The sequence below is a fragment of the Paraburkholderia sp. BR10954 genome (assembly GCF_040965775.1).
Taxonomy (GTDB): Bacteria; Pseudomonadota; Gammaproteobacteria; order Burkholderiales; family Burkholderiaceae; genus Paraburkholderia; species Paraburkholderia youngii.
The window spans coordinates 412,925-429,545 of sequence record NZ_JBFRCK010000001.1; the positions used below are offsets into that span (position 1 = coordinate 412,925).

12 protein-coding genes and 4 pseudogenes are annotated in these 16,621 nt (G+C 64.0%); 7 read left to right on the forward strand and 9 right to left on the reverse strand.

Annotated elements, in window-relative coordinates; all coding sequences use genetic code 11:
- The first annotated feature begins 33 nt into the window (after nucleotides 1-33).
- The 5 genes and pseudogenes from AB4Y34_RS01885 to AB4Y34_RS01905 all read left to right on the forward strand — a co-directional run bounded on the left by AB4Y34_RS01885 (nucleotide 34) and on the right by AB4Y34_RS01905 (nucleotide 5,606).
- Nucleotides 34-936 (forward strand): LysR family transcriptional regulator, encoded by a 903-nt coding sequence (locus AB4Y34_RS01885; RefSeq protein ID WP_176384192.1) that lies wholly within the window; start codon nucleotides 34-36, stop codon nucleotides 934-936.
- Nucleotides 937-1,161: 225 nt separating this feature from the next.
- Nucleotides 1,162-2,370 carry a CaiB/BaiF CoA-transferase family protein gene (locus tag AB4Y34_RS01890; RefSeq protein ID WP_176384191.1) on the forward strand — a complete coding sequence of 403 codons (1,209 nt, stop codon included), beginning with the start codon at nucleotides 1,162-1,164 and terminating at the stop codon, nucleotides 2,368-2,370.
- On the forward strand, nucleotides 2,367-3,143 hold the full coding sequence (locus tag AB4Y34_RS01895; protein ID WP_368715069.1) for an enoyl-CoA hydratase: 777 nt from the start codon (nucleotides 2,367-2,369) through the stop codon (nucleotides 3,141-3,143). The genes AB4Y34_RS01890 and AB4Y34_RS01895 overlap by 4 nt, the downstream gene beginning before the upstream one ends.
- Nucleotides 3,144-3,212: 69 nt before the next feature.
- Nucleotides 3,213-4,520 (forward strand): MFS transporter, encoded by a 1,308-nt coding sequence (locus tag AB4Y34_RS01900; protein ID WP_176384189.1) that lies wholly within the window; start codon nucleotides 3,213-3,215, stop codon nucleotides 4,518-4,520.
- A gap of 119 nt (nucleotides 4,521-4,639) precedes the next feature.
- Nucleotides 4,640-5,606, forward strand: a pseudogene (locus AB4Y34_RS01905) (2Fe-2S iron-sulfur cluster-binding protein).
- 15 nt (nucleotides 5,607-5,621) lie between these two features.
- Here AB4Y34_RS01905 and AB4Y34_RS01910 read toward each other — a convergent pair.
- Nucleotides 5,622-6,377 (reverse strand): annotated as a pseudogene (locus AB4Y34_RS01910) (LysR substrate-binding domain-containing protein); the annotation flags it as partial.
- A 107-nt stretch (nucleotides 6,378-6,484) separates the two neighbouring features.
- Here AB4Y34_RS01910 and AB4Y34_RS01915 point away from each other — a divergent pair.
- Nucleotides 6,485-6,970, forward strand: a pseudogene (locus tag AB4Y34_RS01915) (STAS domain-containing protein); the annotation flags it as partial.
- A gap of 19 nt (nucleotides 6,971-6,989) precedes the next feature.
- Here AB4Y34_RS01915 and AB4Y34_RS01920 read toward each other — a convergent pair.
- Together AB4Y34_RS01920 and AB4Y34_RS01925 are read right to left on the reverse strand one after the other, a co-directional pair.
- Nucleotides 6,990-8,309 carry a sorbosone dehydrogenase family protein gene (locus AB4Y34_RS01920; RefSeq protein WP_368715070.1) on the reverse strand — a complete coding sequence of 440 codons (1,320 nt, stop codon included), beginning with the start codon at nucleotides 8,307-8,309 and terminating at the stop codon, nucleotides 6,990-6,992.
- Nucleotides 8,302-8,763, reverse strand: a complete 462-nt coding sequence (locus tag AB4Y34_RS01925; RefSeq protein ID WP_368715071.1) for a DUF2231 domain-containing protein — start codon at nucleotides 8,761-8,763, stop codon at nucleotides 8,302-8,304. Before AB4Y34_RS01925 ends, AB4Y34_RS01920 begins: the two co-directional genes overlap by 8 nt.
- A gap of 477 nt (nucleotides 8,764-9,240) precedes the next feature.
- Between AB4Y34_RS01925 and AB4Y34_RS01930 the strand changes: the two genes are divergently transcribed.
- Entirely contained in the window at nucleotides 9,241-11,121 is a 1,881-nt protein-coding gene (locus AB4Y34_RS01930) for a thiamine pyrophosphate-binding protein (RefSeq protein ID WP_368715072.1), read from the forward strand.
- A gap of 732 nt (nucleotides 11,122-11,853) precedes the next feature.
- Here AB4Y34_RS01930 and AB4Y34_RS01935 read toward each other — a convergent pair.
- From AB4Y34_RS01935 to AB4Y34_RS01960, 6 genes and pseudogenes are all read right to left on the reverse strand, one after another.
- Nucleotides 11,854-12,123 carry a DUF1488 family protein gene (locus tag AB4Y34_RS01935; RefSeq protein WP_176384182.1) on the reverse strand — a complete coding sequence of 90 codons (270 nt, stop codon included), beginning with the start codon at nucleotides 12,121-12,123 and terminating at the stop codon, nucleotides 11,854-11,856.
- A gap of 241 nt (nucleotides 12,124-12,364) precedes the next feature.
- Nucleotides 12,365-12,600 (reverse strand): annotated as a pseudogene (locus AB4Y34_RS01940) (integrase); the annotation flags it as partial.
- Between the two features lie 63 nt (nucleotides 12,601-12,663).
- On the reverse strand, nucleotides 12,664-13,791 hold the full coding sequence (locus tag AB4Y34_RS01945; RefSeq protein ID WP_368715073.1) for an aldo/keto reductase: 1,128 nt from the start codon (nucleotides 13,789-13,791) through the stop codon (nucleotides 12,664-12,666).
- A gap of 12 nt (nucleotides 13,792-13,803) precedes the next feature.
- Nucleotides 13,804-14,514: a nickel pincer cofactor biosynthesis protein LarB gene (larB, locus tag AB4Y34_RS01950; protein ID WP_176384178.1), complete on the reverse strand. Its 711-nt coding sequence runs from the start codon at nucleotides 14,512-14,514 to the stop codon at nucleotides 13,804-13,806.
- Nucleotides 14,511-15,326 (reverse strand): hypothetical protein, encoded by an 816-nt coding sequence (locus tag AB4Y34_RS01955; protein ID WP_368715074.1) that lies wholly within the window; start codon nucleotides 15,324-15,326, stop codon nucleotides 14,511-14,513. The genes larB and AB4Y34_RS01955 overlap by 4 nt, the downstream gene beginning before the upstream one ends.
- Nucleotides 15,323-16,582, reverse strand: a complete 1,260-nt coding sequence (locus tag AB4Y34_RS01960; protein ID WP_368715075.1) for a LarC family nickel insertion protein — start codon at nucleotides 16,580-16,582, stop codon at nucleotides 15,323-15,325. Before AB4Y34_RS01960 ends, AB4Y34_RS01955 begins: the two co-directional genes overlap by 4 nt.
- Nucleotides 16,583-16,621: the final 39 nt, after the last annotated feature.

A 16,621-nucleotide genomic window follows, 5' to 3' on the forward strand; every position in this document is an offset into this window, starting at 1 on the left:
CGCTCCCCCCAGCCCCGGTCCTCATGTCAGCGCATGAAAGTCGACACCACCACCGTTCGTCTCATCGTCGCCATGGTCGAAGAGGGCAGCATCTCGCGGGCGGCCAACCGGTTGGGCCTTGCCGTCGCGGCGGCATCGCGGCGAGTGACGGATCTCGAGGAGCAACTCGGCACGAAACTCTTCAGACGCGTGCCGCATGGGGTAGAAGTGACCGAATCGGGCGGCAAGCTGCTCGGGTATCTGCAGCAGGTCGACACGCTGGTTGACCGGCTCGCGAGCGAGGCGCAGGCGCTCGTGAGCGGCTTCGACGGGCGCATCGTCATCGGCGCGCCGAAAGCCGTGATCATCGAATTTCTCGCCGCGGATATCGCCGCGATCCAGCATGCCTATCCAGGCATCTCGCTGAAGATTATCGAAGAGAACAGCCGCATCGTGCAGCAGATGTTGCGCGACAAAATGATCGACATCGGCATCTACGAAAAGAAGAGCGGTTTCCTCGACCTGCCGCAATTGCGCTATCGCGAGGACCGGCTGGTGCTCGTGTATAGCCGCGCACATTTCAACCTTGATCCACAGCCCGTTTCGCTCGACGCATTGCTCGAACTGCCGCTTGTCAGTCTCGGCAAGGGCTCGGCGATCCTCGCCGCCGTGCAGCGCGCGTTCCACAGCCGCGGCCGCCGCTTCGATTGCGACTATCTGGTCAACGGCTTCGACACGATGCTCGCAGTTGTGCGGCATGGGCTCGGCGTGGGTCTGATGCCGCCCGACGTGCTGCGCAGCTTCCATCCCGAGGACGGCCTCGGCGTCGTCGAGCTCGCGGGTGACTGGCATCAGCGCAGTTACGTGCTGTCTTGCGTGGAAGGTCATGCGCAGGCGCAGACGCTGCGCCGCGTCGAAGCCGCGCTCACCGCCGGACCGCGCGTGTCCGGTCGCTGAAGCATGAGCGCGGTCGTCGCCGCCCTCGACACCCTCGACGCGCTCGGCGCCGTCGCACACAGAGCACCCCCTTTCGTCTTTTGCGAAACCAGGTATGACCGTCGCGTTCTTGCGGCGGCACCCTCGCGTGCGCGACAGTTGACGCACGCCAACACGGTGCTGCAACGGGCCGCTGCGCGACGTGCATTGCGCGAGCGCAGACCGGCCGGAAAAACAGGAGACGACATGACGCAAAGCCACGCACAGGAACCCTCCAACGACGACACTGACACGCCCGAGCGGCCTTTGCCGCTGCAAGGCATCCGCGTGCTCGACGTCAGTCAGGTGATGGCCGGCCCGTTCGCCTGCATGATGCTCGCCGATCTCGGCGCCGACGTCATCAAGATCGAACCGCTCGGAGGCGACCAGACCCGCGGCGCGATGGGCTTCAAGATGAAAGGCCCGGACAGCATGGGCTTTCTGAACATGAACCGCAACAAGCGGTCGGTTGCGCTGGACCTGAAGACCGATGAAGGGCGCGAGTTTTTCTACAAGCTCGCCCGGACCGCCGACGTGATCGTCGAGAACTATCGGCCTGGGGTTGTTCAGCGGCTGCGGATCGATTACGAGACGATCCGCGAAATCAACCCGAAGATCGTCTACGCGAGCATCTCGGGCTTCGGTCAGAGCGGCCCGTGGTCGCAACGTCCCGGCTTCGACCTGATGGCGCAGGCGATGTCCGGCGTGATGAGCGTGACCGGCTACAAAGGCGGCAAGCCGGTGAAGGCCGGCGTGCCGGTGGCCGACATAGGCTGCGCGCTGTTCGCCGTGTACGGCGTGCTGTCCGCTTATATCGGCGCACAGCAGACCGGGCAGGGGCAGCACATCGACGCGTCGCTGTTCGATTCGGCGATGGCCTTTTCCATCTGGGACATGTCGGATTACTGGGGAACGGGTGTCGAGCCGACGCCGCTTGGCACCAGCAACAAGATGAGCGCGCCGTATCAGGCCGTGAAGGCGCGCGATGGTTACTTCGTGATGGGTGCAACCAACCAGAAGCTGTGGTCGCGTCTTTGCGAACTGCTGGAGCGGCCCGATCTGCTGACGAATCCCGAGTTCGAAACCGTATCACTGCGCCTGAAGAACCGGGAAGCGCTGATCGAATCGCTCGAGACGTCGTTCGGCAAGCGCGACTGCGAGGAATGGATCGAGACGATGCTTGCCGCCGGCATTCCTGCCGGTCCGATCCTGTCGTATCCGCAAGCCTTCGGCAGCGAACATGCGCAGTATCGCCGCATGTGCATGGAGATCGACCATCCGGTTGAAGGCAAGGTCAAGAACATCGGCTTTCCGGTGAAGATGCTCGGTACGCCGCAGCGCGTGCGACGCCATCCGCCGCGGCTTGGCGAGCACAACGACGAGCTTTATGCAGAGATCAACGGGGCGGCGAAATGAGCGAAGCGCCGAGTGAGAAGGTCAGGCTCGAACGTCTGACGGAGTCGGTCGCGCAGATCGTGATCGACCGCCCCGAGCGGCACAACGCGATGTCGATGCCGATGTACGAGACTTTACTGGCGCTGATCGACCAATGCCGGGCGGACCAAACGGTGCGTTGCATCGTACTGCGCGGCGCGGGCGGCAAGTCCTTCGTTTCAGGCACCGACATCGACTACTTCCGCGACTTCACGACCGGCCGCCAGGGCGTCGAATACGAAGCGCTCGTCGAGCAGGTGATCGACGCGGTCGAGCGCATTGCGGTGCCAACTGTCGCCGCGATCGACGGTTGGGCGGTTGGCGGCGGACTCGCCATCGCCACCGCGTGCGACTTCCGCATCTGTGCGGAGGGTTCGCGCTTCGGCGCGCCGATCGCAAAGACGTTGTCGAACACGCTGTCGTCGCGCAATCTTGCGCGGCTCGTGGCGGCATTCGGCGTGCCGCGCGTGAAGAAGATGCTGCTGCTATCTGATTTTCTCAGCGCCGCCGAAGCGCACGCGTGCGGCTATGTGTACGACGTGACGGCGAAAGAGGAGGTCGGCAACGCGGCGCGCGCGCTCGCCGAGCGGCTCGTTGCGCTCTCGCCCGTTACGCAGCAGGCGGTCAAGGAGAGCTTGCGGCGCATCGTGATTGACCAAAGCCTGGCCGACGATGATCTCGTCGAGCGGGTATACGGCAGCCAGCGATTCCGCGACGCCGTCGCTGCATTCGGCTCGGGAACGCCGAAGGGCTGAGCGTCCGGGATTGCACACGCAATGGCGTGGTTTCACCACAAAAAATAAATGACATCTGGAGGACGACACATGAAACGTCTGTCGCTGAAGGCCACGACCACCGTGCTGGTGATGTTGTGCCTGATGTATTTCATCACCTATGTGGACCGCGTCAACATCAGTACGGCAGCGGGGCAATTCAAGAGCGAGCTCGGTCTCAGCAATACGCAACTAGGCATCATCTTTTCGGCATTCGCGTATCCGTACGTGATTTTCCAGTTTATCGGCGGATGGGTCAGCGACCGCTTTGGCGCGCGCCGCACGCTGCTTGCCTGTGCGGCGATCTGGGCCGTGGCGACCGCGTTGACCGGCATGGCCGGCGGTTTCGCTTCGCTGATCGCGGCGCGTTTGCTGCTGGGTCTCGGCGAAGGCGCGACGTTTCCCGCGTCGACCAGCGCGATGGCCTCGTGGATCGCCCGTGACAAGCGCGGCATGGCACAGGGCATCACGCACTCGTCCGCGCGCCTCGGCAACGCCATCGCACCGATGCTGGTCCTCGCATTGATGACCGCCTTCAACTGGCGCTTCTCGTTCTATCTGCTCGGTGCGATGAGCGCCGTCTGGCTGGTTCTCTGGCATCTGACATACACGGAACGCCCCGCCGATCACCCGCGCATCACGCGTGCGGAACTGGCTAAGCTGCCGCCTCCCACGACGCGTCCGGTCGATCCGCGCGGCACGTGGATGCGCCTGTATAAACGCATGGCACCGATCTCGGCGGTGTACTTCTGCTACAACTGGATCCTGTGGCTGATGCTCGACTGGATGCCGCTGTACTTCATGCATACGTTCCATCTGAACATCAAAAAGGCCGTCGTGTTCACGTCAGGCGTGTTCGTCGCGGGCGTGATCGGCGATCTGGTCGGCGGCATGGTGAGCGACCGCCTGTTGCGCAGGACCGGCAACGTCAAGCTCGCGCGCAGCTATCTGGTGGCCTCGTGCATGGCGCTGACCGCTCTGTCGCTGGTTCCCGTCGTGCTGCTGCACGATCCGATGATTTCGCTGATCTTCCTTGCCGCGGCGATGTTCTTCAACGAAATGAACGTCGGCCCGATGTGGGCGATCCCGATGGACGTGGCCTACGACCGCTCCGGCACGGCCAGCGGCATCATGAGCGGCACCGGCTTTACCGCGGCGATCGTGAGTCCGGTCATCGCCGGGCTGGTCGCGGACCGCTTGCACAGTTGGGATCTGACGTTCGTGCTGTCGATCGGCGTGATGATATTCGGCATCGTGCTGAGCTTCTCCATGAAGCCGAACGTGCCGTTTTCGAACGACGCGACGCAGCCGCGCAGCGAATCGGAAAGCAAGCGGGAAGACGCGCTGCGGGGTGCGTGATACCTTGCCAGAATATAAACTGCGTTGATGCTGTCAGGGCTTTTTAATCTATTTTGCTTGTCTGGTGTAGGGCGCTACTCTCGGCATATCGTCCCCCAGCAATGGATTGGAAGGCCATCATGCAAGCATCAACCCTGAAAGTCCGCGTCGACGCGCTGTGCGAAGAAGCGCACGGCGTCCGCTCGTTCAGCATTTCGCCGCTCGATGGGGTGCCGTTCGAGCGTTACGAACCCGGCGCTGATATCGACGTCAAGAGTCCTTCGGGTGTCACGCGGCAGTATTCGTTGTGCGGCGACCCGGAGTGTCTCGACTCGCAGATTTTCGCGGTGAAGAAGGAAGAGCAATCGCGCGGCGGCTCGCGTTCGCTTCACGAAGAGGTGAGCGTCGGCACCGAACTGTCGGTCGGCGCGCCGCGCAATCTGTTTCGCCTCGAAGAAAGCGCGGACGAGCACATCCTGATCGGCGCGGGCATCGGCATTACGCCGTTGCTATCGATGGCTTATCGCCTCGCCGCGCGGCAGGCGCGCTTCACGCTCCACTATTTCGCCCGCAGCGAAGCGCACGCGGCGTTCATGTCGCTGCTCACGCGCGAGCCGTTCGCGCAGCACGTGAAGCTGCATTTCGGCGTGGAGCCCGCCGAGCTGGCACCTGCGCTCGATGCGTGCCTGCACGATGCCGGCGCGAATGCGCACGTCTACACCTGCGGTCCTTCGCCGTTCATGGATCGGGTGGTCGCGAGCGCGCAACAACGCGTGCCCGCGGAGGCGATTCATCTCGAACGTTTCAAGGCCGAGCCGGCGCCCGCGGCCGCAGCGTCGCTCGACAGCTTCGACGTGCAACTCGCGAGCAGCGGTCAAACGGTGCGGGTCGTAAAAACGTCGATCGTCGATGCGCTCGCGTCGATCGGCATCGAAGTCGATACGTCGTGTGGCGAAGGCGTGTGCGGCACCTGCATGGTCGACGTGGTCAGCGGTGAGCCCGAGCATCGCGATCACTGCCTGAGCAAGGCCGAGCGCGCGAGCAATAGCGTGATCTGCTGCTGCGTGTCGCGCTCGCGTACCCCCCGTGCTCGTGCTCGACCTCTGATTCGCTTGCGCGTAATCACATCTTTTCGAAGCTCGCGAGGATCTCGGCGATGAGGCCGCGCATCCAAGCGATGCCTTCGTCTTCGTGGAAGTGCTCGTGCCAGTGCATCGTCACGGCGGCGTTCGGCAACGGCACGAGCAGTGCTTAGATCCGGAACGCGTCGCCGCGATTGAGAATATGCGCGAGCCGTTCGGGCAGCGTCGCGAACAGATCCGTCGCGGCCAGCACGCTGGGTACCGCGACGAAGTGTGGCAACGCGAAAGCGATATTGCGGCCGACGCCTTGCGCGCGCAGGGCATCGTCGAGCGCATGGTGGCTATGTTCGAGCGAGCGCACCTGGATATGCGAGGCGGCGAGAAAGCGTTCGAGCCTCAGCGTGTTGCCGCTCGGCAGGTCACGGCGCTTGCGCGTCATGCACACATACGATTCCTCGGACAGCAGGCTATGGCGCGTGCGCGGCAGCAGCGAAGGCAGATTGCCGATCGCGAAGTCCAACCGGCTCGAACGCAGTGCCTCCTCGATCTCCTCCACCGGCAGCGGTTCGACGACCAACTTCACGCGCGGCGCGGACTTCTGCAACGCCGCGCACAGTGCCGGCAGATAGGCCATTTCGCCCGCATCCGATAGCGATAGGCGAAACGTGCGCGTACTCGTCGCCGGATCAAAACGTTCCGCGTAACGCAGCGCCTGGCGCACCGTATCGAGCGCGTGACCGACGATGTCCGCGAGTTCGAGCGCGACGGGTGTCGGCTGCATGCCCGCGCGCGTGCGGAATCTACTGAACGGGAAACCCGGGCCGCGAACGCCGGCCAGCGGATCGGGCTCGTAGCGCAAGGTGTTACGGCAAGGGATTTGCGGCCACGTCCAGCTACGGTTGATGCCTGAACATGGTCGAGGTCCAAGGCGTCCTGCGGCTCTATCGGCTGCGCAAAAGTGAGTTCGTGCAGGCGGTGGTGTGCTTTGTCGGCGTTGCAATTCTCGGTGTCGTAAACGGCATTGCACTGGCGCTGTTTCTCAGCGTGCTGTCTTTTCTATGGCGCGCCTGGCGGCCCTACGATGCCGTGCTCGGACGCGTCGACGGCCTGAAGGGCTATCACGACGTGTCGCGCCATCCGGAGGCGCGGCGCGTGCCCGGTCTTGTGCTGCTGTGCTGGGATGCCCCCCTCTTTTTCGCCAATGGCGAGATCTTCCGCGAGCACGTGTTGCGCGCCGTCGATGAATCGCCCGAGCCGGCACGCTGGATCGTCATCGCGGCGGAGCCCGTCACCGACATCGATCTCACGGCCGCCGACGTGCTCGAAAGATTGCACGGCGAACTGGCCGGACGGCAGCTCAAACTGTGTTTCGCTGAACTGAAAGGCCCGTAAAAGACAGTCTCAAGCGTCAGCCGCCTGCACCCGTCACGCGCCACACTGTATTGCCGACATCATCGGCGATCAGCAGGCCACCGTCGCGATCCTGAGCGACGCCCACCGGCGCGCCATACAACTCTTTCTGATCCGGCGATGTAAAGCCCGTCACGACATCCTCCGGCGCGCCGACCGGCTTGCCGTTCGCGAACGCCACGTATGAGACCACGTAACCGCTCAGCGGCGAGCGGTTCCAACTGCCGTGCTCGCCGATGAACGCGCCGCCGCGATACTGCGAGGGCAGATTGCTGCCGGTATAGAACGTGAGGCCTAGCGGCGCAACATGCGAGCCGATCGAGAAGTCGGGAGGAATCGCCTTCGCGACGAGGTCGGGACGCTGCGGTTGAGCGCGCGGGTCGACGTGCTGGCCGTAGTAGCTGTACGGCCAGCCGTAGAAGGCATTTTCTTTCACCGACGTCAGATAGTCGGGCACCAGATCCGGGCCGATCTCGTCGCGTTCGTTCGCGACGGCCCAGAGTCGGCCCGTCGTCGGTTCCCATTGCAGGCCGGTCGGATTGCGAATGCCCGCGGCGTAAATGCGGCTTGCGCCGCTCGCCGTATCGACTTCGAGCACGTCCGCGCGCCGGTACTCGACGTCGAGGCCGTTCTCGCCGACATTGCTGTTCGAGCCGACACCGACATACAGCTTCTTGCCGTCGGGACTGGCGAGCAGGGCCTTGGTCCAATGATGGTTGACCGTATCGGGAAGATCGGCGAGTTCGACGCCGCGCTCGCTGATGCTGGTTTCGCCCGTCCTGTACGGAAACTTCAGGATCGCATCGGTATCGGCGACATACAGTGTGTCGCCGACGAGCTGCATGCCGAACGGGGAGTGCAGGTGGTCGATGAACACATACCGCTCCCATTCGCCGTTACGGTTGGCGGGTTTTCTGAGCAGCGTGATGCGATTCGCGCCCTTCGCCTTCTTTCCAGACCTGGCTTCGATCAGCCCGGCGATCACCTGCTTCGGCGTGGTCACGGCCTCTTCGTTCGGGCTATTGGATTCCGCGACGAGGACGTCGCCGTTCGGAAGCGTATAGACCTGACGTGGATGCACGAGTCCCGAGGCGATCTTCTCGATCTTCAGGCCTTCGGCTACCTTCGGCGTCGCGCCGTTTTTCCATCCCGCGAACTTGGGCACCTGCATCGGTGGCGAGAAGAAGTTCCGTGCCTGCGGTATCGACGGATTGCCTCCGGCCTGCTGCGCGGGGTCGTACTGCGCCTGTTCGTTGCAGCCGCTCATGAGCGCCGACATGGCGATGAAAAGCGCGCTGCCGGCGATGCGCTCATCCATGGGTCACCTCCACGAGATCGAGCCGGTTCATCGCCATGGCAATGTGCGCGATGCTCAGCAGCACGACGGTGATGACCGAAAGAATCACATTGTCCGGAACCATCGCATAAGCGTCGCGGCTATGCACGAACGCATTGACGATCGCCGGGATGATGGCGAGCAGATTGAGCCAGAAGTCGATTCTTTCGATACGCGTCACCCGGCGACGCCGCTGCAACCATACGTGACCGAAATTGAGCAGCCGCGGAATGATGGCGATGACGAGGCCCACCGTGACGAGCCACGCCGCGCCCTTGCCCCAGAACACGTTGCGCGTGCTCATGTAGGTCAGGTCGAAGATCAACGCGCCGACGAACATTCCGTACGGAACGGGGTTCAACAGCTCGAAAATCGCGGCGGTGAGTCGCGATGGACGTCTGGCCGGATGTCGGATAAGGGACGGCGGGGTGGACATGACTTTTCCTTTGGGTGTTGGAGCCGGTGTCCTCATCGCGTGCATTAGACATGCCTGAACGTTGCGCTTGACTGTCGGTCGCCGTCGCTTGCGCGGCCGGGCATGCCCGGTGCTGCATGCGTAGACATCCGTTGGCAGCGTCGCGAACGACAGACGGGAGGACTCACGATGAAACGATTCATAAGAGTGATGTTGCTAACTACGCTATTGGTATCCGGCCTGGCGGCCTGTCAGAAAGCGCACGAGGCTGGCAACGACAGCATGAGCGCGGGCGGCGGCAAGATGGACGTGTCGGCGTCCGCACCACGGAACAGCGCTTCGACCGGAGCGGGCCAGTAGCGAAGCAGCGGATTTCCCTGGAGCCTGCGGGAGCGGGATTTGCTCGTTCCAACGGCCGGTCCGTTACCCGCAGGCATGGCGCGTGGTCATGCCTATCAGTTACCGCACCCGCGTCTCCCGGCGCAAAGGAGCACGCTCATGCCTTCGACCCCAGCAGATTCCGGTAACGAGGCCGCGGACGAAACGCAGCCGTCGAATCCCAGCCCCGACGCGCCGCGCTCCGATCGCCGCCGCTCGTTGCTCAAAGCGGCAGCGGCCGGCGGCGCGGGACTCTTCTCTGCGCAACTCGTACCAGCGCAGTCCGATGCGCTTGCTCCGCACGGTCAGCCGGTGAATCAGGACCGGCAACCGTCGTTCGACGTTGCGCAAGATGCGACGACTGCCGACGTGATCGTCGACACGCTGCTCGCATGGGACGTCGATCACGTGTTCGGGATGGTGGGCGACGGCATCAATCCGCTCATCGAAGCGCTGCGCAAACGGCAGGACAAGATCCGCTTCATCGGCGTGCGACATGAAGAAGCTGCGGCGTTCATGGCGAGCGGCTGGGCCAAAGCGACCGGGCGTCTTGGCGTGTGCCTGGCCACGACGGGGCCCGGCGCCGTCCATCTGACGAACGGCCTTTACGATGCGCATTTCGACGGCGCGCCGGTGCTTGCCATCACCGGACTGACGTTTCACGACCTGCACGGCACCCGCTTCCAGCAAAGCGTGAACACGCCCGCGCTGATGGAGGATGTGGCGCTTTATAACGTCGCCGTCACGGGCCCGCGGCATGCACTCGTAGTGACGGACCTCGCGTGCCGCCATGCGCTGGGTCAGCGCGGCGTCGCACATCTGGCGGTATCGAAGGACGTGCAGGCGCAGCGGCTTGGGGATGACAAGGCGTCGATGGAAAACCATGGTTTGCGGACATCGACCACATGGAGCCGTCCGGCATCGACGCCATCGAACGCGGACCTGCAGGTCGCCGCCGCGCTGATCAACGCCGGCAGCCGCGTCGCGATCTTGGCGGGGCAGGGCGCGCTCGGCGCGCGCGACGAACTCGAACGTGTGGCCGCGCGGCTCAATGCGCCGGTTGCCAAGGCGTTGCTCGGCCGCATGGTACTGCCCGACGATTCACCGTTTTCGACGGGCGGCATCGGGCACCTCGGCACGATGCCGTCCGAGGAGGCGATGCATCGTTGCGATACCGTTCTGATCATCGGTTCGACGATGCCCTGGGTCGATTCCTATCCGAAGCCCGGCGCGGCGCGCGGCGTGCAGATCGATGTGCGGCCGGAACGGATCGGCCTGCGCTTTCCTGTCGAGGTGGGGCTCGTGGGCGACACGAAGGAAACGTTGCGCGCGCTGCTGCCATTGCTGCGGCAGAAGGACGAGTCCTTCCTGCGCGACATCCAGGCGCGCGTCGCACAATGGAACGCACTGCTGGAGCGGGTCGCTGCCGTCGAGCGTAGCCCCCTTCGGCCGCAAAGCGCGATGCGCGCGATCAGCGACGCGCTGGCGCCGGATGCGATCGTATGTCTGGATTGCGGCGCGAACACGCATTTCGCCGCTCGTTTTCTCACGTTGCGAAGGCAGCAGCAACTGGTCGCGACCGGGATGCTCGCGACGATGGGGCCGGGCTTGCCGTTCGCGATCTCCGCACAGTTGGCGAACCCCGGCCGTCAGGTCGTCGCGATAGTCGGCGACGGCGGTTTTGCCATGTTGATGGCGGAGCTTTCGACGGCGGTCAAGAACCAACTACCGGTGAAAATCGTCGTGATGCGCAACGACATGCTGGCCGAAGTGGTGTTCGAGCAGAAGGAACTCGGCAATCCGCCTTACGGCTGCGAGCTTGGCGCAATCGATTATGCACAGGTCGCAATGGCGTGCGGTGCCGACGGCATCCGGTGCAACGAGACCGGAGCATTGCGCTCAGCGCTGGCCGCAACGCTGGCTTCGCCGCGAGCTGCGCTGCTCGAGCTGCGCGTGGACGCCGCGGAACCGGTCACTACTCCAGCGCGGTTGAAAGCATAGTGTCCGCTATCCAGCCGGCGCGCCAGATCGATGCCACCATGGCACGACGAAACGGATATCGGGAATATCGACGCCCATCCCGAAAGCGTTGGTCGGGATCGTTACACGCACGTCGCCCGCTACGCTTTCGTAACGGATGTCTCATAAGGATGGGTTCTGGCGAAGAGTGGAAAACGCACCGCAGGTTGGCAGGGGACTGCCTTCTTCCGCATGAGGCGTTCCCCCGGAAGAGCACTTACGTCTCGGCTATATTTTCTGGAGCGTCAGGAATTCGAGAACAGCCGTTGGGCGTTAATGGCGTCGAGATGTACGTGGGTCGCCCCGCATCCTGTGCATTCGCTTCTCGATTTTCTGCCCTCCTGTGAGAACACACCTTGACCAGCAAGACTGTGGAAGACCTGTTTATCCACTCGCTGTCCGATGTCTGGAAGCCGTCTCTGCCAGATCTTTAGTGAGTGTCCGATGTTTGGGCGTAATCGCACGTCGCGCTGAGCCTATCACCGCATGCGCGACCACGTTTCTTCCAGCGTTGCTGAACAATCATCGGGCCAGCCAGGTTGCCGTTGCGGCGGGATGCAGTTGATTGGCACCGGCTGGTACGCTTCCATCAAGACACCTTCGCTTGCGAGCGACGAACCCGTCGCTCAACCAACTGCAGACCAGTTGCACGCGCGCTGTCGGAGTCGATTCTGGTGTGAGCTGAAGGATGCGCCACAGGCGAAAACCGGCGTCTCAGGGGCGCGAGAAATCTGCCGGCGTCAGCTCGAGTCGTGCCGCGGGATGGGCGAGCAGCTTCCGTTCGGCGATCGCCCGAATGCGGCCGTAGCCATCGCGAAAGGTCTTGAGGACGCGCTCGTCGCCTGCGCGTGGGTCGAGCCAGAAATACGCTTCCAGCGCCGTGATCGTGATCATGCATTCGACCGGGCGGTTCTGGAAGACGAGAGAAAATGCCACGCCGAGGCGACTGGCGAGCACCTGCGGTCCAGGCTCGACGGTTTCCATAGGTGGCAAGGACGGCGCTTCGGATCAGGTCACGATGATTTTTGCACAGGTTATGCATTTCGGGTGCGGGCACAGTGGGCGGGTTGCAGGTCTTGGCGAGCCGCTTCGGACTGCGTGGAAGCCAGTGGTTCTCAACGCCGGATGCGCCCTGACTACCGGCGTCTGTCACTCGAAAAAGCATCCCCGATCTATCGTGCGCGCTTCACCTCATCGCTATGTCCGCGGGATGATCGAACAGGGCGGCAAGCTCGTCGCGATGCGCGGTGCGCGCGATGGCCTGCAGCCGGCCCCGGAGGCGCCCGTGCACGCCCTGGGCGGACCTGCCGTCGCCCAGCGCGGCGGGCTGGTAGCGCTCGACCCCCTCGCGCACGGGCAGTCCCGCATACACGCCCGCAGAACGGCAAGTTCATCGGCATCGGGGAAACCGGGCGGGTCAGCGGAGGCGGGGGTGGAGGTCCGGGTGAGGTGAATTGTCATAAGGGCCAATGGCGAGCGTGGATTGCTTCCTTTCGCTGGGCTTGTCTAGCGCTGATGTAGCGCTCACGTAGCGGGCCCCGGCGCGAGATCCTCGACGCCGGGCGTCAGGCCGCCCAGGAAGTCCGGATGCTTGGCCGTCGTATCGAAGTAGTTGGACGTCTTGAAGAGTTCGTACTTGCCTTCCATCGCGTAAGCGCGCGTTTTATCGGCGATCGCGGCGACCTGATCCGCGTCCATCGGAAGGAATGTCCTGGCAGCTTCGAACGCCTGGTCGAGAACCTTTTCGTTGTCGATTCCCGTGATGATCACCGAGGTCGGCAGGTTCATCGAGAAGTGCAGCATGTCGATCGGCGTCACCGGCAGACCGCTCTTCAGAATGACGCTGTCGCCGAAGGTTTTCATTCCCAGCACGCCGATGTGCTGCTGAACAGCCACCGGCACCACCAGATGTCCGAAGCTGCGGAAATGCGCGTCCATCACGTTGAGCGGCATCTGTACCGAGTCGAACTGGAAGCCGTGGCGCGCCGCGACATCCAGCATGTATAGATGGATGCGCGGGTCCTTGTGACCGGTGAAACCGATATGACGAACCTTGCCGTCCTTGCGCGCCTGCACGAGCGCTTCGATCGCGCCGTCCGGACCGAAGATCCGATCGGGGTCCTCGAAGCGCAGAACCTCGTGAAACTGCACGAGGTCGAGATGGTCGGTCTTCAGACGCTTCATCGACTCTTCGAGCTGCTGCATCGCAGATGTGCGGGTGCGGCCATCGATCTTGGTCATCAGGAAGGCTTTCTGTCGATAGCCGCCCTGGCTAAGCGCGGTGCCCATGCGCAACTCGCTCTGACCGCCGTTGTAGTCCCAGCAGTTGTCGAGGAAGTTGATGCCGCGATCGAGCGCCGCGTGAATCAGGCGCACGGCCATTTGCGGATCGACCGGCGGTTTGCCGATGTGCGAGCCGCCCAGACCGATGATCGAGACTTTCTCCCCGGTGCGGCCGAGCGTACGGTAGAGCATGTCGCCGCGCCGTTCTCCGGGGTCCGTCACGCGCAACAGGTCACGCGGATCGAGCGAGCCGGTCGTACCGTCGGGATTGGCCGGTTCGGCGCTAGTGGAGCCGGCCGATTGTGACGGACGGGCCGCCAGCGCCGCGGCGCCCGCGGCCGTGCCTTGCAGAAATTGACGTCGCTTCATGGTTGAGACTCCTCATTGAGACGCTTCCGGCAGCGAGCCGCTCGCAGCCGCTCGTTCCGCCTCGTGGTGATCGAGCGTGTGAAGGATGCGCATGGCGGCGCAGGCGGCGCCGAAGCCATTGTCGATATTCACGGTTGAAATGCCGGGCGAACAGCTCGCGAGAATCGCATTGAGCGCGGCGTGGCCGCCGGCCGCCACGCCATAGCCCACCGAGGTCGGGACCGCGATGATCGCGCTCCTGACGAGACCCGCGAGCACCGTCGGCAACGCCGCGTCCATGCCCGCGACCGCGATGATCAGTCCGTGCTGGCGGATCGCGTCGATACGGCTTGTCAAACGCCACAAACCGGCGACACCGACATCCGCGAACCACGCCGTGTCTTCGCCGTAGTAGGCGAGCGTGCGCCGCGCCTCGCGCGCTACGGGGACGTCGGACGTGCCTGCAGCGACGATCGCCACGCGCGGCGCACGCGCGAAGCTCGGCGCGGCGCCGAGGCGCGCGGTGCAGGACACGTCGCAGTAGTCGAGTGCCGCGCGAATCGCCGACGACAGGCTGTCGAACTGATCGCGCGACAAGCGCGTCACGAATAGGCGCGAATGCCGCGCTTGCGCCTGTTCGACGATCGCCGTGATCTGGGCGACGGACTTGCCGCTCGCGAGCACCGCTTCGTCGAGACCCGTGCGCTCGCTTCGCGCCCAGTCAAACGTGACTTCGTCGCTCATGGGCCTGTTCCTCTGACGAATGCGCTACCCATCCGGTAAGCCGCGAAGCTCACCGCAGGCGCCTCGATGCCCGGCGAAAGCGCCGCTGTGCGCGCCAGGATCTGTGCCGTCAGCGCTTGCCGCGCATGCTCGTCGACGCGCATCAAGGTCGCCTCGTCGAGCTCGACGACGACGCCCGACGCTCTCACGCGGCAGCGCACCGTCGACGGTTGAAGGATTCCGGCGACGAGCCGTTCGACCTCATGCACGAATCGCAGAGCCATCGGCTCGATCCGGATGCCCGTCTCGATGCGGCTCGACAGACACGGCGAAGCCGGCAGCTCGGCAAGCGTTCCGAGGCCTAGCTCGCGGGCGAGCTGGCGAACCGCTGCCTTGCCGATGCCCGCTTCGATATAGGGATGCCTTACCTGATGGGCGCGCGCCGCGTCCAGTCCTGGACGATAGTCTCCGAGGTCGTCGAGATTCGCGCCGGAGACCAGCTGCGCATCAGTCAATCGTTCCATTGCGCTGTAAAGCTGGTTTTTGCAAAACAGGCATCGGTTCGCGGGATTTTCTACATACTCCCGCGTCGAAAACTCCCCTGCTTCGATGACGCGCAGCGACCAGCCATGCTCGGCGGCTAGCCGCTCGACGCGTGCGGTCGCCTCCGGCGGAACCGCGGCGGACGACGCGTGCATGATTTCGACACGCGCCCCGCTTCGCTGCGCGGTTTGCACAGCTGCCATGGCGAGTGTCAGGCTGTCGATGCCTCCGCTAACCGCGACCGCGACGTCGCCAGTTTCGGTGAGAATTTGCGCGAGCCTGGGGTTCATCGTGGATCCTCGTGGCTAGAGGTGGGCGCCGATTGCAGCGCGAGCGCCGCGGCGCGTTGCCGATACGCTGCGCGCTCCGCTTGAACCTGCCGCTCGACGACATCGTCGGACTCGGCTTTCGCCGTAGCGCCGCCCGGACGTTCGACCCGTTTGACGCGCATCGTGTGCCCGTCCACGTCAACTTCGACCATGCGCCGCTCCAGCGCTGCGCCCTGTACGAAGTGATAGCGGAGTCCAATGGTCGTCGTTTCACGGAAGCAGGCATCGAGCGCGGCCTCGATCTGCTGCGGAGAGGCGAGAATGCGTACCGACGTGGCGATGCGGCCTTTCTTGCCGGTCACCGGCATCTGAACGACGTCATGAATGGCCGGATGAGCGCGCAAATGGACGATGCCCGTCGCGAGGTCTTCCGGTGTCTGGTCGTCAACTTCGAACTCGATCACGGCAAGCTCGCGGTGAACGCCCGGGCGAGATGAGGCGGCCGGCGCTGAATCTTCGAGAATCAGCGCGCGCACGCAATTGCTGACGCCCGCGAGGCGCCGCGAACCAAACCCTGTCCCCGTTCCGGCGATGCGTTGCGGTGCGCCGGAGCGCACCCGAACCTGCGGGCTCAGGTAGCGAAGGATCGCGGCGCCGGTCGGTGTGACCCGCTCGCCAGCGATGCCGTCGTCGACGACCAGCATGCCTTCCAGCAATCGGGCGGTGGCCGGTGCGGGCAGCGGCATCAGTCCGTGCATCGTTTCGATGCGTCCACCGCCAAGCGGGATCTCGCTGACGGTCCAGTCCGCCCCGATGGAGTCGATCAGATACGCGGCGCCGACGACGTCGGCGATCGAGTCCCAGTTGCCTACTTCGTGAAACGTGACGTCTTCGGGCGCGGTTCCATGCACATACGCTTCGGCCTCGGCAAGCAACTGAAAAATGCCCGTCGCGGTGCGGCCGATTGGCGACGGCAACGCGTTCGCGAGGCGCTGCCTGATGTCTTTCCAATGCGCATGATCGTGCCCGGCATGCGCGACGTGCGGATGAGCATGATCGTGACCAGTACGACGGTCGTGACCCTGAGCGACGACGAAACGCTTGCCCCGGAAGACGCCGTCGTCGAAGTGCTGGAGCCGGCACACTACGGCTTGCGGCCCCAGCACCGTGTGAATGGCCGTCGTGAGGCCGTCGAGACACTGCGGGAATGCGTCCAGCAGTGCTGCAATGAACATGTCGCCCGCCATGCCGCCGAGCGTGTCGAGATGGATCCGCATGCTGCCCTCTTTAAAGCGACGTGTGCGACGCAGCATCCC

Bases quoted from the DNA above. Each gene is read 5' to 3' on its own strand.
- AB4Y34_RS01920 (WP_368715070.1), bottom strand. From the start codon at position 8,309: ATGGATGAGCGCATCGCCGGCAGCGCGCTTTTCATCGCCATGTCGGCG.
- AB4Y34_RS01895 (WP_368715069.1), top strand. From the start codon at position 2,367: ATGAGCGAAGCGCCGAGTGAGAAGGTCAGGCTCGAACGTCTGACGGAG.
- AB4Y34_RS01960 (WP_368715075.1), bottom strand. From the start codon at position 16,582: ATGCGGATCCATCTCGACACGCTCGGCGGCATGGCGGGCGACATGTTC.
- AB4Y34_RS01925 (WP_368715071.1), bottom strand. From the start codon at position 8,763: ATGTCCACCCCGCCGTCCCTTATCCGACATCCGGCCAGACGTCCATCG.
- AB4Y34_RS01935 (WP_176384182.1), bottom strand. From the start codon at position 12,123: ATGGAAACCGTCGAGCCTGGACCGCAGGTGCTCGCCAGTCGCCTCGGC.
- AB4Y34_RS01890 (WP_176384191.1), top strand. From the start codon at position 1,162: ATGACGCAAAGCCACGCACAGGAACCCTCCAACGACGACACTGACACG.
- AB4Y34_RS01885 (WP_176384192.1), top strand. From the start codon at position 34: ATGAAAGTCGACACCACCACCGTTCGTCTCATCGTCGCCATGGTCGAA.
- AB4Y34_RS01955 (WP_368715074.1), bottom strand. From the start codon at position 15,326: ATGAACCCCAGGCTCGCGCAAATTCTCACCGAAACTGGCGACGTCGCG.
- AB4Y34_RS01945 (WP_368715073.1), bottom strand. From the start codon at position 13,791: ATGAAGCGACGTCAATTTCTGCAAGGCACGGCCGCGGGCGCCGCGGCG.
- AB4Y34_RS01930 (WP_368715072.1), top strand. From the start codon at position 9,241: ATGCCTTCGACCCCAGCAGATTCCGGTAACGAGGCCGCGGACGAAACG.
- AB4Y34_RS01900 (WP_176384189.1), top strand. From the start codon at position 3,213: ATGAAACGTCTGTCGCTGAAGGCCACGACCACCGTGCTGGTGATGTTG.
- larB (WP_176384178.1), bottom strand. From the start codon at position 14,514: ATGAGCGACGAAGTCACGTTTGACTGGGCGCGAAGCGAGCGCACGGGT.